Origin of the sequence: Acidovorax carolinensis (assembly GCF_002157145.1) — a bacterium.
GTDB lineage: Bacteria > Pseudomonadota > Gammaproteobacteria > Burkholderiales > Burkholderiaceae_C > Acidovorax > Acidovorax carolinensis.
On sequence record NZ_CP021361.1, the window covers coordinates 995,502 to 1,020,588 of the forward strand.

Annotated in this window: 19 protein-coding genes and 1 pseudogene; 9 read left to right on the forward strand and 11 right to left on the reverse strand. The window is 65.1% G+C overall.

Going from position 1 to position 25,087, the window contains the following annotated elements; all coding sequences use genetic code 11:
- The 6 genes from CBP34_RS04660 to nosZ are packed head-to-tail and all read right to left on the reverse strand — an operon-like array spanning position 1 to position 8,218.
- A complete protein-coding gene (locus CBP34_RS04660) occupies positions 1-594 on the reverse strand; it encodes a nitrous oxide reductase accessory protein NosL (protein ID WP_094097441.1) in 594 nt (197 codons plus the stop codon).
- A complete protein-coding gene (locus CBP34_RS04665) occupies positions 591-1,406 on the reverse strand; it encodes an ABC transporter permease (RefSeq protein WP_094097442.1) in 816 nt (271 codons plus the stop codon). Before CBP34_RS04665 ends, CBP34_RS04660 begins: the two co-directional genes overlap by 4 nt.
- A gap of 2 nt (positions 1,407-1,408) precedes the next feature.
- Positions 1,409-2,353: an ABC transporter ATP-binding protein gene (locus CBP34_RS04670; protein WP_094097443.1), complete on the reverse strand. Its 945-nt coding sequence runs from the start codon at positions 2,351-2,353 to the stop codon at positions 1,409-1,411.
- A complete protein-coding gene (locus CBP34_RS04675; protein WP_204246700.1) occupies positions 2,328-3,575 on the reverse strand; it encodes a nitrous oxide reductase family maturation protein NosD in 1,248 nt (415 codons plus the stop codon). Before CBP34_RS04675 ends, CBP34_RS04670 begins: the two co-directional genes overlap by 26 nt.
- Before the next feature lie 20 nt (positions 3,576-3,595).
- Positions 3,596-6,220, reverse strand: coding sequence for a 4Fe-4S binding protein (locus tag CBP34_RS04680; RefSeq protein WP_094097444.1), 2,625 nt, complete (start codon positions 6,218-6,220; stop codon positions 3,596-3,598).
- A 60-nt stretch (positions 6,221-6,280) separates the two neighbouring features.
- Positions 6,281-8,218 carry a TAT-dependent nitrous-oxide reductase gene (gene nosZ / locus CBP34_RS04685; protein ID WP_094097445.1) on the reverse strand — a complete coding sequence of 646 codons (1,938 nt, stop codon included), beginning with the start codon at positions 8,216-8,218 and terminating at the stop codon, positions 6,281-6,283.
- Positions 8,219-8,916: 698 nt separating this feature from the next.
- On the opposite strand from nosZ, the gene CBP34_RS04695 reads away from it, so the two are divergent.
- The gene (locus tag CBP34_RS04695) at positions 8,917-9,342 is read left to right on the forward strand and encodes a c-type cytochrome (RefSeq protein ID WP_094097447.1); all 426 of its coding nucleotides are present in this window, start codon (positions 8,917-8,919) and stop codon (positions 9,340-9,342) included.
- Between the two features lie 12 nt (positions 9,343-9,354).
- A complete protein-coding gene (locus CBP34_RS04700; RefSeq protein ID WP_094097448.1) occupies positions 9,355-10,395 on the forward strand; it encodes an FAD:protein FMN transferase in 1,041 nt (346 codons plus the stop codon).
- Between the two features lie 11 nt (positions 10,396-10,406).
- Here CBP34_RS04700 and CBP34_RS04705 read toward each other — a convergent pair whose 3' ends face one another.
- Positions 10,407-11,252, reverse strand: coding sequence for a symmetrical bis(5'-nucleosyl)-tetraphosphatase (locus CBP34_RS04705; protein WP_094097449.1), 846 nt, complete (start codon positions 11,250-11,252; stop codon positions 10,407-10,409).
- A gap of 24 nt (positions 11,253-11,276) precedes the next feature.
- On the opposite strand from CBP34_RS04705, the gene CBP34_RS04710 reads away from it, so the two are divergent.
- The 4 genes from CBP34_RS04710 to CBP34_RS04725 all read left to right on the forward strand — a co-directional run bounded on the left by CBP34_RS04710 (position 11,277) and on the right by CBP34_RS04725 (position 17,747).
- Positions 11,277-12,581: a hemolysin family protein gene (locus CBP34_RS04710; protein ID WP_094097450.1), complete on the forward strand. Its 1,305-nt coding sequence runs from the start codon at positions 11,277-11,279 to the stop codon at positions 12,579-12,581.
- 127 nt (positions 12,582-12,708) lie between these two features.
- On the forward strand, positions 12,709-12,996 hold the full coding sequence (locus tag CBP34_RS04715) for an H-NS histone family protein (protein WP_086911616.1): 288 nt from the start codon (positions 12,709-12,711) through the stop codon (positions 12,994-12,996).
- Positions 12,997-13,552: 556 nt separating this feature from the next.
- Positions 13,553-16,462, forward strand: a complete 2,910-nt coding sequence (locus CBP34_RS04720; protein ID WP_094097451.1) for an aconitate hydratase — start codon at positions 13,553-13,555, stop codon at positions 16,460-16,462.
- 76 nt (positions 16,463-16,538) lie between these two features.
- The gene (locus tag CBP34_RS04725) at positions 16,539-17,747 is read left to right on the forward strand and encodes an FAD-dependent monooxygenase (protein WP_094097452.1); all 1,209 of its coding nucleotides are present in this window, start codon (positions 16,539-16,541) and stop codon (positions 17,745-17,747) included.
- A 55-nt stretch (positions 17,748-17,802) separates the two neighbouring features.
- Here the strand turns inward: CBP34_RS04725 and CBP34_RS04730 are convergent, their stop codons facing one another.
- The 4 genes and pseudogenes from CBP34_RS04730 to kynB all read right to left on the reverse strand — a co-directional run bounded on the left by CBP34_RS04730 (position 17,803) and on the right by kynB (position 22,297).
- A complete protein-coding gene (locus tag CBP34_RS04730; protein WP_208616388.1) occupies positions 17,803-19,014 on the reverse strand; it encodes an MFS transporter in 1,212 nt (403 codons plus the stop codon).
- Positions 19,015-19,294: 280 nt separating this feature from the next.
- On the reverse strand, positions 19,295-20,182 hold the full coding sequence (gene kynA, locus CBP34_RS04735) for a tryptophan 2,3-dioxygenase (RefSeq protein ID WP_094097454.1): 888 nt from the start codon (positions 20,180-20,182) through the stop codon (positions 19,295-19,297).
- A gap of 21 nt (positions 20,183-20,203) precedes the next feature.
- A complete protein-coding gene (gene kynU, locus CBP34_RS04740; RefSeq protein ID WP_094097455.1) occupies positions 20,204-21,583 on the reverse strand; it encodes a kynureninase in 1,380 nt (459 codons plus the stop codon).
- An 88-nt stretch (positions 21,584-21,671) separates the two neighbouring features.
- Positions 21,672-22,297 (reverse strand): annotated as a pseudogene (kynB, locus tag CBP34_RS04745) (arylformamidase).
- Between the two features lie 195 nt (positions 22,298-22,492).
- Between kynB and CBP34_RS04750 the strand changes: the two are divergent.
- The 3 genes from CBP34_RS04750 to CBP34_RS04760 are packed head-to-tail and all read left to right on the forward strand — an operon-like array spanning position 22,493 to position 24,911.
- Complete coding sequence (locus CBP34_RS04750; protein WP_236748509.1) at positions 22,493-22,810, forward strand: FeoA family protein; 318 nt, start codon at positions 22,493-22,495, stop codon at positions 22,808-22,810.
- Positions 22,807-24,678: a ferrous iron transporter B gene (gene feoB / locus CBP34_RS04755; protein ID WP_094097457.1), complete on the forward strand. Its 1,872-nt coding sequence runs from the start codon at positions 22,807-22,809 to the stop codon at positions 24,676-24,678. Before CBP34_RS04750 ends, feoB begins: the two co-directional genes overlap by 4 nt.
- 2 nt (positions 24,679-24,680) lie before the next feature.
- Positions 24,681-24,911 (forward strand): hypothetical protein, encoded by a 231-nt coding sequence (locus tag CBP34_RS04760; protein ID WP_094097458.1) that lies wholly within the window; start codon positions 24,681-24,683, stop codon positions 24,909-24,911.
- The last annotated feature ends 176 nt before the right edge of the window (positions 24,912-25,087 follow it).

Here is a 25,087-nt window from a genome sequence, read left to right on the forward strand (position 1 = left end):
TTACATGCGGGTGTCGTGCAGGGCACCGCCGCTCAGGTCCACCATGTCGGCCGTGATCTCGGCAAAGCGCAGCACCTTGCCGCCGTATTCGGCGGCGAACTTCTTTGCGTCGGTCTCCTGCGCAAAACTGCCGATGGTGGGGCCCATGGAGCCGTGGCGCTTGCCGCCCACCACATACACGGCGGTCTTGGCGTCAATCCAGTGGCCGCGCGGCGCGTTCCAGTCGGCCTGGCCCATGTCCTGCACATACACGGCCCGCACGGTACGCACCTGTTCGCCCGCCAGCAGCGTGCTGAACAACTCGACCGTGTCGCAGAAAAACGAGGGCTGGCTTTGCCCGGCGAAGTGCACTTGCGCCTTGGGACCGGGGTAGTCGGCCAGCAGCATGCCGTCGAGCTCGCAGCTGGTGGAGCGGTCGATTTCCACCGGGGCCAGCGCCTGCGCGGTGCTGGAAGGGTCCGAGCAGCCAGACAGCGCAGTAAGTCCCAGCGCGCCCAGCGATGCCAGGGCGGCCCGGCCCAGCAACCGGCGACGCACGCCGTTGATGGCGCCGGCATCGGCGTGGCGACGGCAGGTACACAGGTATGAGGTCATGGTTTGAATCTCCAGCTTGCCAGGCCCAGTGGCACCACGATCCAGCCGACCATCACGGCGCCCATCAGCCAGGGCTTGGCCAAGGGGGCGGGGACGATGGTGGTGAGGCCGTACAGGGTGCGCACGTCTTCCAGCGAAAACACGTTGAGGATACGGAACACGTCCGCGGGGTTGAGCAGCAGCAGATAAGCCATGGTGGCACCGCCATAGGTGCCACCGGTGGCTACCAGGGCGCCCAGCAGCAGCAGGTCAAACACCAGCACAAAGAAGAACCAGGCGGCAATCGCCAGGCCCGAAGCGCGCGTGCGCTCGCGCGCCAGCACCGACAGCAGCACGGCCATGCTCAAGAATGCCAGGCCCAGCAGCACCGAGCTGAGCATGAAGCCGCCATAGTGGAACAAGCCTGCCCAGCTGAACTGCCGGTACAACAGCACGGCGACGAGCCCGAAGCCGGCCAGCGTAGACAGAGTGAGCGCCGCGGCCAGGCCGAGGTATTTGCCGAGCAGCAGCTCCAGCCGCGTGATGGGCAGCGACAGCAGCAGGTCGAGCGAGCCGCGCTCGCGCTCGCCCACGATGGCGTCAAAGCCCAGCAGCAGTGCGATCAGCGGGATCAGGTAGATCACCAGGCTGACCAGGCTGGCAATGGTGAACTCGATGGAGCGAAAGCCCACGGTGCCCTGCTGTGCGCCACCGAAGTAGGCGATGGCCAACGAGAACACGGTGAACACGAGTGCTACGGCCAGCACCCAGCGGTTGCGCATGCGGTCGCGAAACTCTTTGCCTGCGATGGTGAGGATTTGTCGGAATTCCATGGCTAGCCCTTGCGCAGGTCGAAGTACACGTCTTCCAGGGACGGCTCCTGGATCTGCAGGTCCTGCAGCGCTGCGCCCAGCGGCGCCAGCGCACCCAGCACGGCCATCTTGCTGCCGCGTGGGCAGTTCACGTGCAGGCCCTCCGGCGTTTCCGCCTGGGTGATGCCGGGCACTGCAGCCAGCGCCCGCAGGGCCGCAGGCCGGTCCGCCGCAGCCAGCGTGAGATTGATGGTCAGCGGCATGTTCGCCTGTTCACGCAGCGCTTGCACGCTGCCCAGTGCCTGCAGTTTGCCGGCAGCGAGGATGGCGAGGCGATCCACGCGTTCCTGCAGCTCGGCCAGGATATGCGAGGTGATGACGATGGTCACGCCACCCGCTTGCAACTCGCGCAGCGTGGCGTAGAAGTCGCGGATGGCTTGCGGGTCCAGGCCGTTGGTGGGCTCGTCGAGCAGCAGCACCTGGGGCTCGCCCAGCAGGGCCTGCGCAAACCCCAGTCGCTGGCGCATGCCCTTGGAATACTCGCGCACGGCGCGGTTGCCCGCGTCGGCCAGGCCCACCCGTTCCAGCAGCGTGGGGCATTGTTTCAGGGGCGCACCCTTGAGGCGGGCAAAAAAGCGCAGTGTCTCCAGCCCGTTCAGATTGTCGTAGAGCACCACGTTCTCGGGCAGGTAGCCCACGTGGCGACGGGCGGCGCGAAAGTCGTGGCCCTGCACCGAGGCGCCGCCCACGCGGATGTCGCCGGCCGTGGCGGAGACCAGGCCCAGGATCAACTTGAAGAGCGTGCTCTTGCCCGCACCGTTGTGGCCGATGAGGCCACAGATTTCACCGCGCTCCACGCGCAGGTCAATGCCGTCCACGGCGTGCAGCGCGCCGTAGTGCTTGTGTGCGCCCCGCACTTCGATCGCGGGTGGATCGGAGAGATCAGGGTTTTGAGGGTTGCGTGTCACGCCAGTGGCTCCGTTGGGGGTTGCTCGGTTGCATGCGGGGTTTGGGGTCCACCACGGTAGGGACGCGCAGCACGGGAAATTGCTGGCCCACCAGGCGCAGTGCCTGCACCGCAGGGCTTGCCAGCAGCAGCTTGATGGTGGGGTGCCGCCAGGTGAGGCGGTCTACCATGTCGTTGGCTTCGTAAGGCACGTCGCCCACGCCATTGCCGTCGCGGTCCCAGCCCAGGTAGTTGCTCCAGTAGTTGCCGCTCTGGGTGCCCCAGCGTTCGTCGCGGGCCCCCACGTAGCGCACCTGCTCGCGGTTGCCGACAAAGTCGTTGCCCTCCACCTCGTTGCGGGTGGAGCCTGCCGACAGGTGCACGCCCACCGAGTTGCCGGTGACCAGGTTGTTGCGCAGCTTGACGTATTCGACGTCGTAGATGAAGAAGCCGCGCCCGTTGTCTGCCACGACATTGTTCTCGATCACCGAATCCTGCATGGTGCGCAGCATGATGCCGTGGTCCGAGTTGCCCCAGGCGCGGTTGTTGCGCACCACCTGGTCGCGCACCTCCATGAGCGCCAGGCCACCCCGGTTGAGGTAGGTGTCATTGTCTTCCCACAGGTTGTAGTAGGAATTCATGTAGTGCGTGCCGTAGCGGCTGTGGTGCAGTCGGTTGCCACGAAATACCGCGTGGTGCGACACATCGACATACAGGGCGTCGCGCACGAAGCTGATGTGGTTGCCTTCGATGCGTGCGCCCTTGGTGTTGTACAGCTGCACGCCATTGCCGCGCTGCGACGAATTGACGTCGCGCAGCCCCGTGATGATGTTGGAAAGCACCTGCACGTCGTTGGCCTTCTCGATCCACAGGCCGAACAGGTTGTAGGTGAGGTCGTTGTGGCGCACCACGGCCCGGTGCGCGCCAGGGTAGAGGTAGATGCCGGCGTTCTGGTCCTTGAGACTGGTGCCCGAATCGCGCACGATCAGCCCCTCGATGACGACATCGGGCGCCGTGACGCGGATGGTGTCGCCGGTCTGCCCGCCGCTGAGCGTGGGGCGGTCCACGCCGCGCAAGGTGAGGGCCTTGTCGATGCGCAGGTTCACGCGGTAGAAACCGCGTTGCACTTCCACCACATCGCCGGGCGCGGCCGCAATGATGGCGGCCTGAAGATCCTGCCCTGGGCGAACTTGCACCGTAGCCGCCCACAATGGGTTGCCCAGCAAGGCGAGGGCTGCGGTCACTGCGAACGCCAGGTGGCCTCTCACAGCACCATCCAGCCCATGGCCTTGAGTGCAAGGAACAGCGCGGCGCCAATCAGCAGGTTCTTGAAGCCCACATAGCTCATCATGTCCATCACGCCCGCCACGCGGAACCGGTCGCGCCACCAGGGGCCGTCTTTCACATAGCGTTTGCCCGACAGGCGGATCAGCACCTCGTACACGCTCCAGCCAAACCACCAGCCGATGATGGCGCCCGACGACAACGTGCCCATGGCGGTCATGACCCAGGCCACACTCGCGGCCACGGCCAGCGAAAAGCCTGCGATCTGCAGCGCCTTGCGTGAAGCCCAGCCCTCGCGGCTCCAGGGCCACAGGTGGTCTACCAGCTCCAGCCACAGCCAGCGCAGGCCGTGCGCGCCAGCCTTGTGGATGGGGTGTGCAGGCGCCGTGGGCATGCGCGGATCGGGGCCTTGTGCTGCCTTGGCGCTGATCTGCTCGGTGAAGCTGGCGGCCGGGTGGATCGGGATGAAATAGCCGTTGTCGCCAATCGGCGTGATCTCGAGGCCGTCTTTCTCGCGGCGCTTGCGCTCCTTGGCCAGGGGTGGGCAGCCCTTGGTGTCGGTGTAAAGGATCATGCAGTCAAGGCAGTGCAGGCATTCGCGGTGGTCGATGCGCCCGTCGGCATCAATGGCCTGTGCGCCGCAGCCCACCGCACAGGCCTTGCAGCTGTTGCAGTCCTGCTTGCGCTTCAAGCCAAACCAGCGGAACGTGCTGGGCATGGCCAGCGATGCGCCCAGCGGGCACAGGTATTTGCAGTAGGGCCGCTCGATGAAGATCGACAGGCCCAGGATCGCTGCCACAAACAGGCCGAAGGGCCAGGCGCGGTTCTGGATGCCGACCAGGAACGTGGTCTTGAACGGCTCGACTTCCGAAAGCTTCTCGGCCAGCCCCATCGAGAACATCGACACGGTGATGAGCCCGAAGAAGATGGCGTACTTGAGCCACTTCAGGCGGTCGTGCCATTTTTGCGGCAGCTGCGTCTGAAACCGCTTGAACCCCACCACGCGCGCCACCTTGTAGATGGCTTCGGAGAGCGAGCCAAACGGACACATCCAGCCGCAAAACAGCCCACGACCGAACAGGAACACGGTGGCGATGATGAAGATCCAGAACAGGAAGATGAACGGGTCGGACAGGAACAGCGACCAGGTCCACTGGAACAACAATGCGTGAAACCAGGTCAGCACCTGCGTAATGGAAGGCTGCGCCATGGCGCCAAAGCCGACAAAGCCGATGCTCAGCGCCCAGGCCGTGTACTTGAAGGCGTTGACGGGCCATTTGTTCTTGTGGGTGGACAGGCGCGTGAGTTTCTCGCGATAGGCGTAGACCACCGTGACAGCGACCAGCAGCAGGGCAAAGAGTGCAATCTCGACGGCCCGCGATTTCCAGACGCGCACCCACGGGGCATCGGGCTCGTCGATCTTGGGGCGGCCGCCTTCCAGTGCGGTGGCGGGCAGCCAATAAGGTGTATCGAAGCTGGTGAAGCTGCGCGCGCCGGTCGCTCGGTCCACGCGGTTACCCAGAAAACTGAGCTTCCAGGGATAGGCGGCTGAAAACGCGGGTGAACGGATGATGAAGATCGCCGATTCATTGAACGAAGGGGCGCCTGCCGCCTCGATGCCATACAGGTTCATGGCATCCAGATCGCGGAAGGTGAAAGCGTCGGCGCCCTGGCGCACCTGCACGCGGTCATAGATGCCGCCGCGCACAAACCCTGAGCCCTTGAAGGATTCCTTGCCCGCCGTGCGGATCACGAAGAGCGCGTTTTCACCTTCCTTGAGCTGAAGGCGCAGATTGTTCCAGCTGTTTTCGCCCAGCACGCTTTTGCCTATGTCGGGGTGGTTCAGGTCGCCGAACCACAATTCGATGAATGGTTCGGGGCTGCGCTCGAGACCCACCTGTTCTGGCAGTACCCGCAGGCGTTTTACCAGGCCTTGATCTGCCAGTTCGGCCCAACTCAGACGTTTGGCGCCGACCGCAAAGCGGGCCGGCTCGCGCACGGTGGGGGCAAGAATGCCCACCTGGCGTGCCACCGCGGAGCCCGAGGCCATCATGACCTGGTTCTGAGCGATCACGGTGACCGTGGCGCCCGAGATGGCGTCCAGCCCCAGCACGTTCTCATCGGGGCGTGACTGACCCACCTCGATCTTGTCGGTCACCGACTTGCCAAGGTACTGGTCGTTGAATTTGAGCAAGGCGGATTCGGGGATGCCCAGCAGCAGGATGGGCTCGGAGTGCTTGAGAACCTTGACACCGACAAATTTCCCGGTCTTGTCCATGCCGATCAGGGTCACCACGGGCTTGCCTGAATACGCAGGCGTGTCGGTGATGTCGGTGGACAGCATCACATAGCCCAGCAGTTTTTTGTCTGCGGTGGCGTTGTCGTAAGCCTCTACGTAGGGCGGCTGGCCCTTGCGCTCGGAAAAATGCGTGGCGCCCGGAAAGACATCGGCGCAAGGCAGCAGCGCACACATGTCCTTGGCGCTTTGCAGGTCAGCGGGCAACTCGGCCTCGTAGGCGCCCGCCTGGGCCCTGGGCACAAAAAGCGCCAGTGCCAGAAAAAAAGCGACCCCGAGGATCGCGAGCCGTTGGCGAAGCAAAATCATCACGCTTTCCCTTGAGCGGGTTGCGCAGCACCGCTGCCGCGCAACCCAGTGAACCTTCTATCAGCCTTCAACAATCATGCGCGTGCGCATTTCAAGGTGAAGAGCATGGCAGAAGTTGGTGCAATAAATCCAGTACACGCCAGGTTTGTCGGCCACGAAGTTGACCGAGGCGGTCTCCAGCGGGTTGACGACAAATTGCACGTTGTACTTGGGAATGGCGATGCCGTGCGTCAGGTCTTCGATCTTGTCCAGGTTGGTCAGGATCAGTGTGACCTCGTCGCCCTTCTTCAGTTTGAATTCGCGCAGACTGAACGCCGGGGCTTGCGAGGTGAGCTTGACCGTGACCTTCTTGCCATTGCGGAACACGCCGCTTTCCTTGGGGTCCTTGATGGCCAGCGGGAAATCGTCGTGCGAATAGACCTGCTTGGGGCGCACCAGTTCGCGCTTGAAAATGATGAAGTCATGTGGCTCGCCGCGCACCGGATGGTCGGCCAGCATCACCATCTTTTCGCCCGAGATGTCGAACAGCTGTTCGTTCTCGGGGTGCAGCGGGCCCACGGGCAGGAACCGGTCCTTGGAGAACTTGCAACCCACGGCCAGGTACTTGCCGTCGGCAGCCTTGGTTTCGGACTGTGAGGCGTTGATGTGGCCTGGCTGGTAGTGCACATCGGCGCGGTCCACCACGTACTTGGCGTTCTTGTCGCCCGCATGGAACTTGATGGCGGCCTCCACGTTCCACTTGACCACTTGGCTGTCGAGGAACAGCGTGGTGTAGGCGTTGCCGCGGCCATCAAAAGCGGTGTGCAGCGGCCCCAGTCCGACTTCGACCTCGGCCACGATGGCGTTGTCGAGCTTTTCGGACTTGCCGTCGAACCAGTCCAGCACCTTGGCCAGCTCGATCACGGTGCAGGTGGGCGAGAGCTTGCCGGCGCAGATGAAGTACTTGCCGTCGGGGCTGGCGTTCACGCCGTGCGGGTTCTTGGGCGTGCTGACATAAGCGACCAGCGCGGTCTTGGGGTCTTTGTTGGCTTCGCGTGTGCCATCGACCACGGGCACCTTGGAGTCGCCATAGGTCTTGAACTTGCCGGCTTTCACGGCTTCTTCGATGCGGGCGATGTGGAAGAACGCACAGGCATCACGCTCTGCCGACATCATGTCTTCGTAGTGCGCGCCGCCTTCGATGTTGTACTGGTTGGTGGCTGCGAGCTTGCCGTCATAGGATGTGGCAGTCAGATCGCAATTGCCGTCAATCAGCACCTGCCAACGCACTTCCATGCTTTCGGCGTCCACGCAGGTGAACATGGTGCGGTATTTTTCGGGGGAGTCGACATCCTTGCCGTTGTTGGGCAGCGGGATGTGGAATTCAGCGCCGCAGAACACGCGCGTGGTGTAGTTGATGGCGGGATCCACCGGGTCGGCCTTGTCCGGGAAGATGCCGTGAAAGCCCTGCACATTGGGCAATTCGGTGATCTTGTCGCAGATGAAGTAGTCGAGGCGGATGCGGGCAATGCGGCTGTTGATCTTGTCGTTGATCCAGGCGTAGCGACCGTCGTAGTTGCCGTCCTTGTATGAGGCGTGGGTGTGGTGGGTGTCGCCCACCGTGTAGCGCAGGCTGCCATCGGGCTTGGTGCCCATGATTTTCTTGGATTCGTTGGTGATGCCCCAACCGACCAGCGCGTCCGGCACGAAGCAGGGAATGCGGTGGATTTCACGGCCGGACGGCAGACCCAGCACGCGCATGTCGCCGTTGTGGCCGCCGCTCCAGAGACCGTAATAGGTGTCGAGTTCCCCGGGTTTGAGGTGCGTGGCGTTGGCCGCGTCGGTGTGGGCGGCAGCAGGTGCGGCAGCAGGGCCCGAGGCGGCTGTTGCGGGCGCGTTGGCCGGCTTTTCGGTGCACGCGGCCACGCCAGCCGTCAGGCCTGCGAGGGCTGCGGTATTGATGAAACGACGACGGCCCATGCCGGCGGTTTCTGGATTCACTTCTATCTTGTTGCTCATGGTTTACCTCTTTAGGATTGGCTCAGAAAAAAACGGGGGTGCCCGCGCCGGTGGCGGCGCTGCCGTAGCGGCAACAGCGCGGGGAGTTGGATGAAACAGGGGAAGATTCGTGACTGCCACCGTGGCTGGCAGCAGCGAAAAAGCGGCAAGGGGAGGTGCTCCGCCCACCAGGCACTGGGGGCAGTTGAGCGTGGCTGAATCTGGTTCCACCGTCCCGTCGTCGTTGAGTGCAAAAACCTTGAGAGCACCACCTGTGGAGCACACAACATCCAGCATCTTCCTGGGCTGAACCATGGGGGAGGTGGTGGCTACACCCAGGGACATCAAAAACCACGCCAGGATCCACCAGCGGACTCGGACCATGGATTGGGAGGTGTGCATGGCGCTGACTATAGATTCATTCAAAATGAATCAAATTGATGTAGGTCATATATTGGCAACCGAAACCAAGGGTCCTGTCAAGCTTTCGGACCTATATTACGCATGTTGCGTGAATCATTGCATCCTGCTTATGATGCTTTCCAGGTATGCCGTTCCCTTGGGTGTGAGTGAGAACTGGATGCCTTGGAGCGAGTGAGCGATTCGCGCGGTTGGTGGTGCACCAGAAGGCGGCGCCTTGGTGGATAGGGCGCCTTCATGACCGCTGGAAAACCTTCTCCTTTCTTCTTTTTATTGACGTTCAGTACAGGAACATCCCCATGAAAAAACTAACTGGCCTGCTTGCCATCGGTGCAATCTCTTTGGCGCTCGGCGCCTGCGGCGACAAGAAATCGACGGAGGCGGCTGCGCCGGCGCCCGCTCCTGCCCCGGCAGCGGCTCCTGCTCCCGCTCCTGCTCCTGCTCCTGCGGCCCCAGCACCAGTAGCTGAGAACTCCGTCGGCAAGGGTGTGTACGGAAAAACCTGTGCCCTGTGCCATGCCGCCGGCGTGGCGGGCGCTCCCAAGCCCGGCGACAAGGCCGACTGGGGCCCGCGCATTGCGCAGGGCAAGGACACGCTCTACAAGCATGCAATCGAGGGCTTCACGGGCGCCAAGGGCATGATGCCGGCGCGCGGCGGCGGCGCCACCTTGACCGACGACGAAGTGAAGGCCGCTGTGGACTTCATGGCCGATCAGTCCATTTGATGGCGACGTGCCATGAAATCCGCTGAATCGACGGTGTTCAGCCCGACCAGGCGCCGGATGGCCATGGCACTGCCCTTGCTGGGATGCGTGTCGTGGGCCTCGGCGGCCCCGGTTTCCCGGGCGCCGCAACGTGCATCGCGTGCCTTGATGGGCACGCAGGTCGATATCGTGGCCGATGGTGAAGACGGGTCCGTTCTGCGTCGTGCCATCGATAAAGCCTATGCAGAAATGGCGCGGCTGGAAGCGCTTTTCAGTCGCTACCAGCCTGACAGCGCAGTCAGCCGCATCAGCCGTGCTGCCGGTATCCAGCCAGTGGCTGTCCCGGCAGAAGTGATGGCTGTACTGAAAACGGCGCAACAGATGTTCCGGCTCAGCGATGGTGCATTCGACATCACGGTGGGTTCCCTCAAGGGGTGGAGCTTTGAAGCAGGCCAACACACAGTGCCTCCAGCCAGCCTGGTGGCCAGACAGCGGCAGTTGGTGGATGCGCGGCGGCTCGTGCTTAATGAGTCGGCGGGTACGGCCTATCTCACCCGCCATGACATGGCCCTGGATCTGGGGGGTATCGCCAAGCTGCCGATCCTCGAAGCCGGCATGCGCGTTTTGCGCCAGCAGGGCGTGAGCAACGCACTCATCAACGGCGGTGGCGATGTGTTGGTGGTGGGGCAACTGCAGGGTCGCCCGTGGCGCGTGGGCCTGCGCGATCCGCGTGCGCCCGAGCGGCTGCTGGGCGCGCTTTCTGTGCAGGGGCAAGCGGTGGTGGCATCTTCCGGTGATTACGAGCGTTACTTCTTCGCTGCCGGTAAGCGCGAGCACCATATTCTGGATCCCCGCACGGGATACCCCACTGTGGGCGTGCATGGCGTCAGCCTGCTGGCCCGTGACGTCGCGCAAGTGAATGGGCTGGGCGCTGCGATGATGGTGCAGGGCGCCAAGGCCGGGCAGGCGCTGGTGGCGCGCCAGCCGGGGGTGGATGCGCTGGTGGTCGCGGGCGACGGCGGCGCATGGTATTCCGCTGGCATGGCGGTAGCGCTGGGCCGTGGGGCCGGGTGAAGACGACTTTTTCAGGTGCCTGGTGCTTGCGCCTGTTCGCAGTGCACCTGCAGCAGTTCGCGGTCGTCCAGCGAGCCGCCAAAGCGCACTGCGCTCAGGCAGCCGCCCCACACGCAGCCGGTGTCCAGCCCGAGCAGATCGCGGCGGTTGAGCCAGCCCAGTGTGGACCAATGCCCGAAGGCCATCAGCGTGCCGGCCGTGCGCCGGCCCGGCACATCAAACCAGGGCAGAAGGCCGGGTGGCGCCGCACTGGCGCTCTCGGTGCTGTCGAAATCCATTACTCCCTTTTCTGAACAGAAGCGCAGCCGGGTAAGCGCATTCACGACCACGCGCAGGCGGTCCGGTCCGGTCAGTGAATCGTCCCAGTGGTCCGGCGTGTTGCCATACATCTGCTGCAGGAAGGCGGGCAGATCGGCGCCCCGCAAAACACGGTGCACTTCGTCGGCCAGATCCAGGATTTCGGCCGCAGTCCAGGAAGGCAGCACGCCGGCATGCACCATCAGCAAAGCTTGTCCGCCGTGCACATGCTGGCGGGCCAGCGGCTGCAGGCGTAGCCATTGCAGCAGCGCATCGCGGTCTGGCGCATTGAGCACGCTGGCCAGCGTGTCGCGCCGCGACGGCGGGCGGGCGCCATGGGCGGCTGCGAGCAGGTGCAGGTCATGATTGCCCAGCAGGGGGCGCAGGGCATCGCCGTGCGCCATGCAGCGGCGCAGCACGGCATCGGAGTCCGGACCCCGGTTGACGAGGTCGCCCAGAAGATAGACGGTATCGCGGCTTGCAGAAAAGCCGATCAGGTCGAGCAGGCGCGCCAATGCGCTGTCGCAGCCCTGTATATCGCCAATACAGTAAAGTGCCATGGTGTTCTTCTTACCTTTTGATTCATGGATTTTCTGCTGATCGCGCTGCTGACACTGCTCAATGGCGTGTTCGCAATGTCAGAACTTGCCTTGGCGTCCAGCCGCAAATCCCGGCTGGTTGCCATGGCGGAGGGTGGCGACAAGGGTGCGCAGGCTGCCCTGACCTTACTCGACAATCCCACGCAGTTCCTGTCGTCGGTGCAAGTGGGCATCACATCCATCGGCATGCTCAACGGCATCATTGGCGAAGCCGCTTTCAGCAGCGACCTGGGCTTGTGGCTGCAGACCCTGGGCGTGCCCGAAGGTGCGGCCAGCGTGAGCGCCACGGCCATCGTGGTCACGATCATCACCTTCATCACGATTGTTTTTGGCGAGCTGGTGCCCAAGCGCATTGGCCAGCTGTATCCGGAGGCTGTCGCCCGGTTCGTGGCGCGCCCCATGACCTGGGTGGCCCAGGGGGCCAAGCCCTTCGTGCGTCTGCTGTCGCTGTCTACCCAGGGGGTGCTCAAGCTGCTGCGGGTGGACAACGACGCAGGCCGGATGGTCACCGAAGAGGAAATTGCCGCCAGCCTGGAAGAAGGGCGTGATGCCGGTGTGATCGAGCACCACGAGCACCAGATGGTGCAGAACGTGTTTCGTCTTGACGACCGGCCGCTGACGTCACTGATGGTGCCGCGCACCGACGTGCATTGGCTCGATGCGGATCTCTCGGTGCTCGAGGGCCTGCGCATGGCGGGTTCTGGCGGCGACCGTGGCGCCCATTCCTGGTACCCCGTGTGTCGCGGCTCGCTCGATGAAGTGGTGGGCGTGATCAGCGTGGCGCGCATGCTGGAACTGGGCCCCGAGGCGCCCGGCAGCGTGGAGTCGTATGCGCAGCCGGCAGCCTTCCTGCCCGAAACCCTGAGCGGGATGGAATTGCTGGAGCAGTTCCGTGCGCGGTCTGGGCGCATGGTATTCGTGGTGGATGAATATGGCGTGGTGCAGGGCATCATGACCCCGCGCGATTTGCTGGAAGCCATTACCGGGGAATTGCAGCCGGGCGCATCGGCCGATGCCTGGGCCACCCAGCGTGACGATGGCACCTGGCTGCTCGATGGTTTGATGCCCGTGACCGAACTGAAGGCTCGGCTCGAAATTCGGGATTTACCCGAAGAAGACCGTGGACGCTATAACACGCTTGCGGGCCTGTTGATGGCCGAATCCGGCCATTTGCCCGCAGTGGCCGAGCGTATTGCCTGTGCGGGGTGGATATTCGAAATCCTGGATCTGGATGGCAAGCGCATTGACAAGGTGCTCGCGCGGCCAGACCCCCAGGTTGGGCAAGTTTGAATATTGGGCGTAGCGCCCGCGCCTGAAAATCAGGGGTGGATTTGGCTGCTAATACGCGGCGGCGTGCACAACGCGCGCATTATTCCTATAATGCAAGTTCCTTTGCAATTACTTTTAATTACACACCATGTCCAGCTACAAAGAACTCCTGAAGCAGCGTGAAGCCCTTGAGCAGAAGATCAACGAAGCCCGGCGCAATGAGCTTTCCGAAGCAGTTGCACAGGTTCGTGCGCTGGTCGCGGAGTTTGGCCTGACCGCCCAGGATGTATTTCCCGCTGGCCGGGCGCGCAGTGCCAGCGCTGGCTCGAAGGTGGCCCCCAAATACCGCAACCCCGCCACGGGACAGACCTGGACCGGCCGCGGTAAACCACCAAAGTGGATTCAGAACGAGAGCCGTGAGAAGTTCGCCATTTAACCCACGCTGCGCATCAGCCATCAAAAAAGTCCGCATTAGCGGACTTTTTTGATGGTGCATTCATCGGATCACCATGCCGGCATGATTGTGTCCTGTCTCGGCGTTCGTGTTACAGAGCTTGCCAGATATTGGGCGGTGAATCATGGTCTCAAAAGCATGATTCCTCAGCCAGTTCATGCCCGGTGATGTTGGCGTTTTCCCAATACCATCGTGATCCAGATGAATCGCCGCCCGCCGCCGCCCGTATGACCGCAATGGGGCATTATCCCGCCAGGCATTTGTCTGTCCGCCATGACGGGCACCGTTTCCACGCGGAATGAAATGGCACAAGCGTGCTATTTGGTGCTGTTTCCAGGGTGTCGCCTATCTCCGCCGCAGAAATGCCATGCACCATGGCAGTAGTGGGGTAATGCGGATGCTGGCCCGGCGTGGGGTTGAATCCTGCGTCCCATATCCACCCACAACAGCAGTATTTCAACGCTGCGCATGACCCCACCATTGCACCGCCATATGGGACTGCCAGAATAGGCCCTGTTGTCTCTTACAGGAGTTCGCCATGGCCTCATCGTTCAAGCCCGCCCGCCACGCTTTTGCATCCACGCTGAAGAACTTCAAGACTGCGTCCGGAAAAACGGGGCAGTTCTATTCGTTGCCCGCGCTGGCCAAGGAGTTTCCGCAGATCAACCGCCTGCCGGTGTCGATCCGCATCGTGCTCGAATCGGTGCTGCGCAACTGCGATGGACGCAAGGTCACGGCCGAGCATGTGCGGCAGCTGGCCCACTGGGCGCCCCAGGCTGCGCGCAAGGATGAGATTCCGTTTGTGGTCTCGCGCGTGGTGCTGCAGGATTTCACCGGGGTGCCGTTGCTGGCCGACCTGGCCGCCATGCGCAGCGTGGCCGCCAAGCTGGGCAAGAACCCCAAGAAGATCGAACCGCTGGTGCCGGTAGATCTGGTGGTGGACCACTCCATCATGGTTGATCACTATGGCAAGAAGGATTCGCTCGACCTGAACATGAAGCTCGAATTCCAGCGCAACCGCGAGCGGTACGAGTTCATGAAATGGGGCATGCAGGCCTTTGACACCTTTGGCGTGGTGCCGCCTGGCTTTGGCATCGTGCACCAGGTCAATCTCGAATACCTGGCGCGCGGCGTGCACAAGCGCAAGGACGGTGTGTATTACCCCGACACCCTGGTGGGCACCGACAGCCACACCACCATGATCAACGGCATTGGCGTGGTGGGCTGGGGTGTCGGTGGCATCGAGGCCGAGGCCGCCATGCTGGGCCAGCCGGTGTACTTCCTCACCCCCGATGTGGTGGGCATGGAGCTGACCGGCCAGTTGCGCGAAGGCGTCACCGCCACCGACCTGGTGCTCACCGTGACCGAGATCCTGCGCCAGCACAAGGTGGTGGGCAAGTTCGTCGAATTTTTTGGCGAGGGCACGCGCACCCTGGCGCTGCCCGACCGCGCCACCATCGGCAACATGGCACCCGAATATGGCGCCACCATGGGCTTTTTCCCCGTGGATGAGCGGACGATGGAGTACTTCAAGGGCACGGGCCGCACCAAGGGCGAGATCGAAGCCTTTGAGGCCTACTTCAGGGCCCAGGGGCTGTTCGGCGTGCCGCTGGCGGGCGAGGTGGATTACTCGCAGGTCGTGAAGCTTGACCTGGGCTCGGTCACCCCCAGCCTGGCCGGCCCCAAGCGCCCGCAAGACCGCATCGAGCTGGGCAAGGTGGCGGGCCAGTTTGCCGACCTGTTCAGCAAGTCCAATGCCGACAATGGCTTCAACCGCCCGGCCGAGTTGCTGCACACGCGCTTTCATATCCACCGCCGTGATGAGATTGCCGGCGTGGTCACGCCCGATGGCAAGCCCACCCCGGCAGGCGCACCGCGCTCCGTGGTCGAGATGGAGGCCAACAAGCCGGCCCTGGCCACCGCGCACGAAGAGGCCAGCACGGCCACGCTGCCCGCCAAGGGGGTCGACCCCACGGTGGGCAATGGCGATGTGCTGATCGCTGCGATCACCAGCTGCACCAACACCAGCAACCCCAGCGTGCTGCTGGCGGCCGGCCTGCTGGCCAAGAAGGCCGTCCAGGCGGGGCTGCGGGTCGCGCCGCACATCAAGACCTCGCTGGCGCCGGGCTCGCGCATCGTCACCGAATACCTGACCGAGACGGGCCTGCTGCCGTACCTGGAAAAACTCGGCTTTGCGCTGGCCGGCTACGGCTGCACCACCTGCATCGGCAATGCCGGCGACCTCACGCCCGAGCTCAACGACGTCATCACCGGCAATGACCTGGTGTGCGCCGCCGTGCTGTCGGGCAACCGCAACTTCGAGGCGCGCATCCACCCCAACCTCAAGGCCAATTTTTTGGCCAGCCCGCCGCTGGTGGTGGCCTATGCCATTGCCGGCACGGTGCTCAAGGACCTGATGACCGAGCCCGTGGGCCAGGGCAAGGGCGGCAAGGACATCTACCTGGGCGACATCTGGCCGAGCAGCGACGAGATCTACGCGCTCATGAAGTTCGCCATGAAGGGCAAGGCCTTCCGCGAAAACTACGCCAAGGTCAAGACCGAGCCCGGCAAGCTGTGGGAAAAAATCAAGGGCGTGAACGGCACCACCTACACCTGGCCCGCCAGCACCTACATTGCCGAGCCGCCGTTCTTTGCCGATTTTGCGCTTGAAAAAGGTGCGGATGGCGCAGGCCAAAATGGCCCGGTTTCGGTGCAGGGTGCCCGCATCATGGCGCTGTTTGGCGACTCCATCACCACCGACCACATCTCGCCCGCCGGCTCCATCAAGGAAAGCTCGCCCGCCGGCCAATGGCTGCTGCAGAATGGCGTGCAAAAGGCCGACTTCAACAGCTACGGTGCCCGCCGCGGCAACCACGACGTGATGATGCGCGGCACCTTTGCCAACGTGCGCATCAAGAACCTCATGATCGCGCCCACGGCCGACGGCTCGCGCGAAGAGGGCGGTGTCACGGTGTTCCAGAACGAGGGGCCGCTGCAGGGCGAGAAGATGTTCATCTTCGACGCGGCCATGCAATACATGGCGCAAAAGACGCCCACCGTGGTGTTTGCCGGCGAGGAATACGGCACCGGCTCCAGCCGCGACTGGGCCGCCAAGGGCACGCAGCTGCTGGGCATCAAGGCCGTGGTGGCCAAGAGCTTTGAGCGCATCCACCGCTCCAACCTCGTGGGCATGGGCGTGCTGCCGCTGCAGTTCAAGGGCTCCGACTCGTGGCAATCGCTGGGCTTGGTGGGCAACGAGATCATCGATGTAGTGCCCGATGCCGCACTCACCCCGCAAAGTGACGCCACGCTGGTCATCCACCGGGAAGACGGCACGCGCCAGGAGGTGGTGGTTACGCTGCGCATCGACACGCCGATCGAAGTGGATTACTACCAGGCGGGCGGCATCTTGCCGTTTGTGCTGCGCCAGCTGCTGACGGGCGCCTGATCGAGCCGCTGAACCCGCGAGCCGCGCCCGCCCGTCTGCCCGTCTGCCCGCCGGTTGCGCGCGGCACAATGTGGCCATGAGAAAACAGGTGTTGATCGCGGGGGGCGGCATTGGCGGGTTGGCAGCGGCCCTGGGGGCTTCGCGCGCCGGGTGGGAGGTGCGGCTCTACGAACGGGCTGCTGCATTCAGCGAGGTGGGCGCCGGCGTGCAGCTGGGGCCCAACGTGGTGCGCCGCCTGCAGGCCTGGGGCCTGCAGCGCCCGCTGCAGGATGTGGCGGCATTTCCGGGGCGCTTGCAGGTGCGCAGCGCCCTCACGGGCAAAGAGCTGGCGGCCATGCCCCTGGGCAGCACGACCGTGGAACGTTACGGCGCGGCCTACGCCACCATCCACCGCGCCGACCTGCATGGCCTGCTGCTGGCCGCCGTCAGCAAATACACCGACACGCAATTTCATCTCGATCATGCGATCGACCGCTTCACCGACGCCGAGGGCGTGGTGACGGTGCGCACCAGCCGGGGCAAGGAAGTGGAGGGCGATGCCCTGGTGGGGGCCGACGGCCTGTGGAGCCGCACCCGCGCGCAATTGCTGGGCGAGCAGCGCCCGCGCGTGACAGGGCACCTGGCCTACCGCGCCCTGGTGCCGCAGCATGCGTTGCCCAAGGTGCTGCGCACCCGCCAGGTCACCGCCTGGCTGGGGCCGCGCCTGCATGTGGTGCAGTACCCCGTACGCCGGGGCGAGTTGCAGAACCTGGTGGTCATCGTGCAGGGCCCCGCGCCGCACGACCTGGAAAACTGGGACCATGCGGCCAATGGCGCAGACCTCGAAGCGGCGCTGACGGGCACCTGCACGGCGCTGCAGCAGGTGGTGCGCGGGGTGGTCGATGCGGGCGCTGGCTGGCGCCTGTGGCCGCTGTGCGACCGCCCCCCGGTGCGCGGGCCGGCCGAGATGGCGCGGGGCGTGGTGGCCTTGCTGGGCGACGCCGCCCATCCCATGCGCCCGTATCTGGCGCAGGGCGCCGGCATGGCCATTGAAGACGCCGCAGAGCTGCAGCGCGCGCTCGCCATGCACGACCTGGATGTGCCGCTGCGCCTGCGCCGCTATGCGCTCAACCGCTGGCAGCGCAATGCGCGCGTGCAGGCCCGCTCCACCCGCAACGGCCGCATCTTTCACGCCACGGGCCCCGTGCGCTGGGCGCGCGACTTGTCGCTGCGCCTGCTGGGCGAGCGGCTGCTGGACGTGCCCTGGCTTTACCGGGGCGACGGCTCCAGCGCCAGTTCGCTCTGATTGCTATTGAAGATATAGCTGTTAGCGCCTGATTTATAAGCGCTGACATGCTTTTTTATGCAGATTCTTTGCTGGGCTCCACGGGTTGCTGCAGCAGCGGTGATGCCGGCAGCCAGCGAAACGCGGTCGAGCCCAGCGCCAGCAGTGAGGCAATCGCGCCCATCACCGCGCTGTAGGGCTCCAACCCCTGGCCCTGCGCCCAGTTGGCGACCCAGCCGGTGAGCGACTGCACCAGCCCCACGCCCAGAAACATGGCCATGGTGAACACCGACAGCGCGCGCCCCGTCAGGTCGGGCGGGTAGGACGAGCGCACATCCGAATACTGCAGCACCGAATAGCCCGACACCAGTGCAATGCACACCACCAGTGCCAGGTTCAGCGTGGCATGGTGCACCAGCCCCAGGGCGAGGTACAGCGCGGCCACCAGCAACGAAAAGTTGGCCACCCAGGCCCGCCGGCGCGCCGGGCCGGGGTCGATGCGGCCAAAAAAGGCGGGGGTGAACAGCGAAATCAGCGACATGCCCAGGGCCATGTTGCCGCTCTCGACCAGCGTGAATGCGTAGCGGTCGATCAGCATCGGCCCGATCCACAGGCCGCGCAGCGCCAGAAACGAGGCGTAGCCGACCATGCCCAGCAGCAGGATGCCCAGCGTGTGCGGCAGCATGAACAACGCGCCAAAGCGGCGCACGGCGGTGCCCCAGCGCTCGCGCGCGGGCGCCGGGCCGGCGAGGGCGGGCTCGTGCACGCAGCGCCAGATCAAGAGCCACGCCAGCGCCGACAGCACGGCCAGCAGCACTAAGCCGCTGCGCCAGCCCGAGCGCTGCACCAGCCAGGCCAGCGGCGTGCCGGTGAGCAGCAGGCCCAGCCCGCCCACGCCCAGCCCCACGCCCGACATGAAGGCAAAGCGCGAACTGGGGAAATGCCGCGCAATGAACACCGTGCAGGCCAGGAAGGCCGGCGCGCAGCCCACGCCAATGAGCAGCTGGCCGAACATCAGCCAGCCATAGTGGGGCGCCCACGCCGACACGGCGGCGCCGGCAATGGCCAGCGGAAAGGCGCTGAGCACGGTGCGGCGCAGGCCATACAGGTCCATGCCGATGCCCATGAAAAACTGCGTCACGCCAAACGACAGGCCAAACAACCCGGCAAACGCGCCCAGCGACGCCGGCGAGAGGCCAAAGTCAGCCTGCAGGCCCGTGGCCATGATGGCGGTGACGGTGCGGTAGGCCTGGCTCAGCGCAAAGGCCGAGAGCAGCGCCAGCAGCATGAACCACAGCGTGGCCTGGGGTGGCGGGACGGGTGCCACGGGCGAGGCGGGCGGCAAGGCCGCGGGGTGCGGCGGGGCGGCGGTGGGGGCGGAAGAGGAGGAGGGCACGGGGTGAAGCGGGAGATTCAGCTCAAGAGGGTTGCGGGGGCAAGGCGGGCATTGCCTGGAGCCAGCAGCCTACCAGCAGGCGCGTGCGGGCGCTGTCGCGGTGGGATCACTTCGTATTTGATAGCTGCCAGCGCTTTCTGCACAAGCGCTGGATGGCTATTTGATCCCAATTTTACAGGTCGGTGCGCAGCTTCCAGATCTCGGGGAACAGCACCACATCGAGCATCTTGCGCAGGTAGCTCACGCCGCCGGTGCCGCCCGTGCCGCGCTTGAAGCCGATGATGCGTTCCACCGTGGTCACATGGCGGAAGCGCCAGAGGCGAAACGCGTCTTCGAGGTCGGTGAGCTCCTCCCCCAGCTGGTACAGGTCCCAGTGCTGCTCGGGGTTGCGGTACACGGTGAGCCAGGCGCGCTCTACCGCATCGCTTTCGGCGTAAGGCAGCGTCCAGTCGCGGTCGGTGTGGCTGGCGGGCACAGGAAGGCCACGCCGGGCCAGCAGGCGCAGGGCTTCGTCGTACAGCGATGGCGCCTCGAACGCGGCCTGCACCTGGGCCAGCAGGTCGGGGCGGTGGGCGTGGGGCTGCAGCATGGCGCGGTTCTTGTTGCCCAGGGCGAATTCGATGCAGCGGTACTGGTAGCTTTGGAACCCGCTGGAGCTGCCCAGATAGGGCCGCATGGCGCTGTATTCGGGCGGGGTCATGGTGGCCAGCACGTCCCAGGCGTGCACGAGCTGCTCCATGATCTTGCTCACGCGCGCCAGCATCTTGAACGCGGGCTGCAACTCGTCGCCTGCAATGTGGCCGATGGCTGCGCGCAGCTCGTGCAGCATGAGCTTCATCCACAGCTCGCTGGTCTGGTGCTGCACGATGAACAGCATCTCGTCGTGCGCGGGCGACAGCGGCTTTTGCGCCGTGAGCACGGCGTCGAGCTGCAGGTAGTCGCCGTAGCTCATGCTCTGGCTGAAGTCGAGCTGGGCGCGCTCGGCATGCACGATGGCTTCGGGCCGGGCGGATGCGGGCGCGGGCGTTGCGCTGGCAGGGTTTTGGGAAAAAGGGCACATGGCGGGTTGGTTCCTTCGCGGTCAGGTCACTGCGTGCTGCCGGTTGAATTCGGGGCGCTGCCACTCGGCTGTGTCGAGCACCTGGCGCAGGTGCTCCACGGCATTCCACACGTCTTCAAAGCCGATGTACAGCGGCGTGAAGCCAAAGCGCAGGATGTCCTTGTGCGGGCCATTGCCCCCATCACCCTTTCGGAAGTCGCCAATCACGCCGCGCGCAATCAGCGCCTGCACGATGGCATAGGCGCCGGAGTCACCGGCGACGGGCCGCCCCAAGGCGGTGACAGCCCCCTCGGGGGGCAGCGACCCGCGCAGCGGCGGAGCGTGGGGGCCATACTCACGGGTCAGACAAACCTGCGAGCCGCGCCGGGCGTGCTCGCGCGGGGTCGCCAAGCCCAGGCCGTGGCCTGCGCAGCGCTCTTCCACCAGCGTGATGAACAGGTCGGTCAGCGCCAGTGACTTGGTGCGCAGCGCGGCCATGCCGCCCAGTGCCTCGGCGGCGGTAAACACATCCAGCCCGCATTGCAGGGCCGACAGGCTGATGATGGGCTGCGTGCCGCACAGGTAGCGCATGATGCCCGGCGCGGGCTGGTAGTCGGGTGTGAAGGCAAAGGGCGCGGCGTGGCCCCACCAGCCCGACAGCGGCTGCATGAACTTCAAATCCGGCCGGGTGGCGTGGCGCGGGTGCACCCACGCGAACGCGGGCGCGCCCGGGCCGCCGTTCAAATACTTGTAGCCGCAGCCAATCGAAAAGTCGGCGTCGGCGCCGTTCAAGTCCACCGGCACCGCTCCCGCGCTGTGCGCCAGGTCCCACACGCACAAGATGCCCTGCGCGTGCGCCGCTGCGGTGATGGCGGCCATGTCGTGCATGGCGCCGGTGCGGTAGTTCACATGCGTGAGCATCAGCACGGCCACGTCGCTGGTGAGGGCTGCGGAAATGTCGTCCGGCTCCACCAGCAACAGCTCCAGCCCGCGCTCCTTGCACAGGCCTTCGGCAATGTAGAGATCGGTGGGGAAGTTGCTGCGCTCGCTCACGATGCGGCGGCGCGCAGGGCTGTCTTCGCGGGCGATGTTCAGCGCCGCGCTCAGCACCTTGTAGAGGTTGATGGAGGTGCTGTCGGTGCACACCACTTCATTCTGGCCCGCGCCGATCAGCGGGGCCAGCTGGTTGCCCAGGCGCTGGGGCAGGTCGAACCAGCTGGCGGTGTTCCACGATTGGATGAGGTCGGTGCCCCATTCGCGGGTGACCACATCGGCCACGCGGGCGGCGGTGGCCTTCGGTGCCACGCCCAGCGAATTGCCGTCGAGGTAGATCACGCCGGGTGGCAGCGTGAAGTGCGCGCGCAGCGGCGCCAGCGGGTCTTGCGCGTCCAGGGCGCGGCAGTCTTGCAGGGTGGTGGTCATGGCAGTCAGGAATTTTTACTTTTATTTTGATAGCTGCTGGCGCTTTCCGGATAAGCGCTAGAGGACAAAAATGCTTGAATGCATTGCATCACAGTGCGCGGAGCACGGCGCGCACCGGCGAGGCATCGGCGGTGGTCAGCTTCAGCGGCAGGGCGATCAGCTCGTAGTCGCCCTCGGGCACGTCGTCGAGCACCAGGTTTTCCAGCACGCGCAGGTTGCGGCGGCGAATGACCTGGTGGCTCTCGAGCGTCTTGCTGTCGGCCGGGTCGATGCTGGCGGTGTCGATGCCCACCAGCAGCACGCCCAGGTCGGCCAGGCGCTCAATCGTTGCCGGTGCGTAGGCGGTGAGCTCTGCGTCCCATTGCGTGGGGGCTGTGGCGTAAGTGCGCACCAGCACCCGCTGGGGCAGGGTGGCGTTCACCGCGTGGGCAATGTGCTGCCACTCGATCAGCGGGCCGCAGTCGATGGCATGGACCACGCGGCAGGGGCCCAGAAACGCGTCGAGTGACACATCGCCCATGGCGGCGCCGTGCTCGTCGTAGTGCAGCGGTGCATCGGCGTGGGCGCCCACATGGGGCGACAGCGTGATGGCGCTCACGTTCACCGGGCAGCCCGGGGCGATGGTGGCGCTCCACTGTTGCTGGTAGGGCGTGTCGCCGGGAAACACCGGTGTGCCGGGGTGGACAGGGGGGAAATGTCCCAGAGCTTTTGCATGGGTGAAAAGGTAGCGCGCTGGCCGATGCGTGGTGTCGCTTTATGGCAACGCGTGGGCAAAAAACCCGGCGCTGCGGCGCGACCGCAGGAATTGCGCCGCATCAAGAAAACACGGGTTGCCAGTGGGTGCCGCCCCCCGTTTTATCGCTCAAGCAATAAAATGAGAATTGTTTTCATTTGAAGGCTAGTGAAACCTTGACCGATCTGCCCCGCCCCGATGCAGTGGCCACAACCCGCGATCTCCCTGTTGGCCTGGCCGATCTGCCGCTGCGCGTGGACGCCTGGGTGAGCGGGTTGCGCATGGACGCCGCGCCCCAGGACGGCGATGTGCTGCTGCGGCTGCTGGAAATCGGCTTTTTGCCGGGCGAGCGCGTGCGCGTGGTGGCGCGGGCCTTTCCGGCGGGCGACCCGCTGGCGGTGCGCGTGGGCCGCACCACCTTTGCCTTGCGCCGGCGCGAGGCCGCCCTGGTGCAGGTGAGCACCACGGCGCCCGTGGGTGAGGTGGTGGCATGACGACGCTGGCAACCCCCCTGAGCCTGGCGCTGCTGGGCCATCCCAACAGCGGCAAGACGGCCTTGTTCAACCTGCTCACCGGCAGCCGCCAGAAGGTGGCCAACTACGCCGGCGTGACGGTGGAGCGCAAGGAGGGCCTGCTCACCACGCCCTCGGGCCAGCGCGTGCGCGTGTTCGACCTGCCTGGCGCTTACAGCCTCAATGCCCTGAGTGCCGACGAAGCCGTCACGCGCGACGTGGTCACCGGCCAGCGCGCTGGCGAGGCCGCGCCCGACCTGCTGGTGTGCGTGGTCGATGCCACCAACCTGCGGCTGGGTTTGCGCATGGTGCTGGAGACGCAGGCGATGGGTATACCGATGGTGCTGGCGCTCAATATGAGCGACGCCGCCCGCCGCGCGGGCATCACCATCGACCGCGATGTGCTGGCGCGCGAGCTGGGCATGCCCGTGGTGGAAACCGTGGGCATCCGCAAGGGTGGGGCGCGCGAGCTGCTGCAGTTTCTCGATGGCTGGCGTGCCCAGGGCGCGGTGCAGTCGCAGCCTTGGCAGCCCCAGGGCACGGAGCAGGTGCTCAAGACGCAGCAGGAGGCCCGCCGCATCCTGCGCCTGGCGGTGCGCGAACCGGCAGAGTTGATGCGGATGGATGACGCCATCGACCGCGTGGTGCTGCACCCGCTGTGGGGCATGCTGCTGCTGTCGGCCACCATGTTCTTGATGTTCCAGGCAGTGTTCAGCTGGGCGGCGCCACCCATGGAGGCCATCAAGGATGGCGCTGAGGCGCTGGGCCATTGGGTGCATGCCCTGCTTCCCGATGGCGTGCTGCGCAGCCTGCTGGTCGATGGCATCCTGGCTGGCGTGGGCGGGGTGCTGGTGTTTTTGCCGCAGATTTTGATTTTGTTCCTTTTCATCCTGGCGCTGGAAGACTCGGGCTACTTGCCGCGCGCGGCCTTCCTGCTGGACCGCGTCATGGGCACGGTGGGTCTTTCGGGGCGCTCGTTCATCCCGCTGCTGTCGAGCTTTGCCTGCGCCATCCCGGGCATCATGGCCACGCGCACCATCACGCACTGGCGTGAGCGGCTGGTCACCATCCTGATCGCGCCGCTCATGACCTGCTCGGCGCGCCTGCCGGTGTATGCGCTGCTGATCGCTGCCTTCATCCCCGCGCGCACCGTGTGGGGCGTTTTCAGCCTGCAGGGGCTGGTGATGTTCGCGCTGTACCTGGGCGGCATCCTGAGCGCCATGGCCGTGGCGGCCGTGTTGAAGATCTGGCGCGGCCCGATGCGGGCCACGCCGCTGCTGATGGAGCTGCCACCCTACCGGTTGCCCCACCTGCGCAGCCTGGCGCGGGGGCTGCATGAGCGCGCCATGATTTTCTTGAAGCGCGTGGGCGGCATCATCCTGGCGCTGACGGTGCTGCTGTGGTTTCTGTCGTCGTATCCGGCTGCGCCCGAGGGGGCAGCGGGTCCGGCCATCCAGTACAGCCTGGCCGGGCAACTGGGCCGCGCGCTGGAGGTCGTCTTCGCGCCCCTGGGCTTCAACTGGCAGATTGCCGTGGCGCTGGTGCCCGGCATGGCCGCGCGTGAGGTGGTGGTGAGCGCGCTGGGCACGGTGTACGCCCTGTCGGCCTCGGGGGACGACATGGCGGCGCAGCTCGGGCCGCTGATCGCCCAGCAGTGGTCGCTGGCCACGGCGCTGTCGCTGCTGGTGTGGTTTGTGTTCGCGCCGCAGTGCCTGTCCACGTTGGCCACCGTGCGGCGCGAAACCAATTCCTGGCGCCTGGCCTTGCTGATGGTGGCCTATCTTTTTGCCCTGGCCTATGGAGCGAGCTGGACGACCTACCGGCTGGCGCTGTGGTGGGGAGGCGCCTGACCATGTGGCAAGACATTGCGGTGGGCGCCATCGTGGCGCTGGCGGTAGGCTATGCAGCCTGGTATTGGCTGCCGGCAGCGCTGCGCAAACGCCTGGGCACTTTGCGGCCAGGTCTGGGCAAGGCGCCGTCCTGCGGGGCCTGCAGCGATTGCGGGGGCTGTGCCACGCCCGTGCGCACCCCCGATGCGCACGCGCCAGAGCACAAGGCGGTATGGGTGGCGCCGAAACGGTGATGGGGTTGGGGGCCGTGCACCGTAGTTTGGCCAGTTCGAAGGTTCGGACTGCCGCTGGGAATTGTTGTTACAGTGCGAAACAACTTCAGTCCCCGCTCGCGAGGCGATCACAGATGGGACGGTTCTCCTGGTACCCATTTCCGAGCGCTTTCCCGCCATCGTCGCACCCCATCCAT

Bases quoted from the DNA above. Each gene is read 5' to 3' on its own strand.
- CBP34_RS04715 (WP_086911616.1), top strand. From the start codon at position 12,709: ATGTCCAGCTACAAAGAACTCCTGAAGCAGCGTGAAGCCCTTGAGCAG.
- CBP34_RS04705 (WP_094097449.1), bottom strand. From the start codon at position 11,252: ATGGCACTTTACTGTATTGGCGATATACAGGGCTGCGACAGCGCATTG.
- feoB (WP_094097457.1), top strand. From the start codon at position 22,807: ATGACGACGCTGGCAACCCCCCTGAGCCTGGCGCTGCTGGGCCATCCC.
- CBP34_RS04730 (WP_208616388.1), bottom strand. From the start codon at position 19,014: ATGCTGCTGGCGCTGCTCTCGGCCTTTGCGCTGAGCCAGGCCTACCGC.
- nosZ (WP_094097445.1), bottom strand. From the start codon at position 8,218: ATGAGCAACAAGATAGAAGTGAATCCAGAAACCGCCGGCATGGGCCGT.
- CBP34_RS04760 (WP_094097458.1), top strand. From the start codon at position 24,681: ATGTGGCAAGACATTGCGGTGGGCGCCATCGTGGCGCTGGCGGTAGGC.
- kynA (WP_094097454.1), bottom strand. From the start codon at position 20,182: ATGTGCCCTTTTTCCCAAAACCCTGCCAGCGCAACGCCCGCGCCCGCA.
- CBP34_RS04665 (WP_094097442.1), bottom strand. From the start codon at position 1,406: ATGGAATTCCGACAAATCCTCACCATCGCAGGCAAAGAGTTTCGCGAC.
- CBP34_RS04660 (WP_094097441.1), bottom strand. From the start codon at position 594: ATGACCTCATACCTGTGTACCTGCCGTCGCCACGCCGATGCCGGCGCC.
- kynU (WP_094097455.1), bottom strand. From the start codon at position 21,583: ATGACCACCACCCTGCAAGACTGCCGCGCCCTGGACGCGCAAGACCCG.
- CBP34_RS04710 (WP_094097450.1), top strand. From the start codon at position 11,277: ATGGATTTTCTGCTGATCGCGCTGCTGACACTGCTCAATGGCGTGTTC.
- CBP34_RS04720 (WP_094097451.1), top strand. From the start codon at position 13,553: ATGGCCTCATCGTTCAAGCCCGCCCGCCACGCTTTTGCATCCACGCTG.
- CBP34_RS04680 (WP_094097444.1), bottom strand. From the start codon at position 6,220: ATGATTTTGCTTCGCCAACGGCTCGCGATCCTCGGGGTCGCTTTTTTT.
- CBP34_RS04725 (WP_094097452.1), top strand. From the start codon at position 16,539: ATGAGAAAACAGGTGTTGATCGCGGGGGGCGGCATTGGCGGGTTGGCA.
- CBP34_RS04700 (WP_094097448.1), top strand. From the start codon at position 9,355: ATGAAATCCGCTGAATCGACGGTGTTCAGCCCGACCAGGCGCCGGATG.
- CBP34_RS04695 (WP_094097447.1), top strand. From the start codon at position 8,917: ATGAAAAAACTAACTGGCCTGCTTGCCATCGGTGCAATCTCTTTGGCG.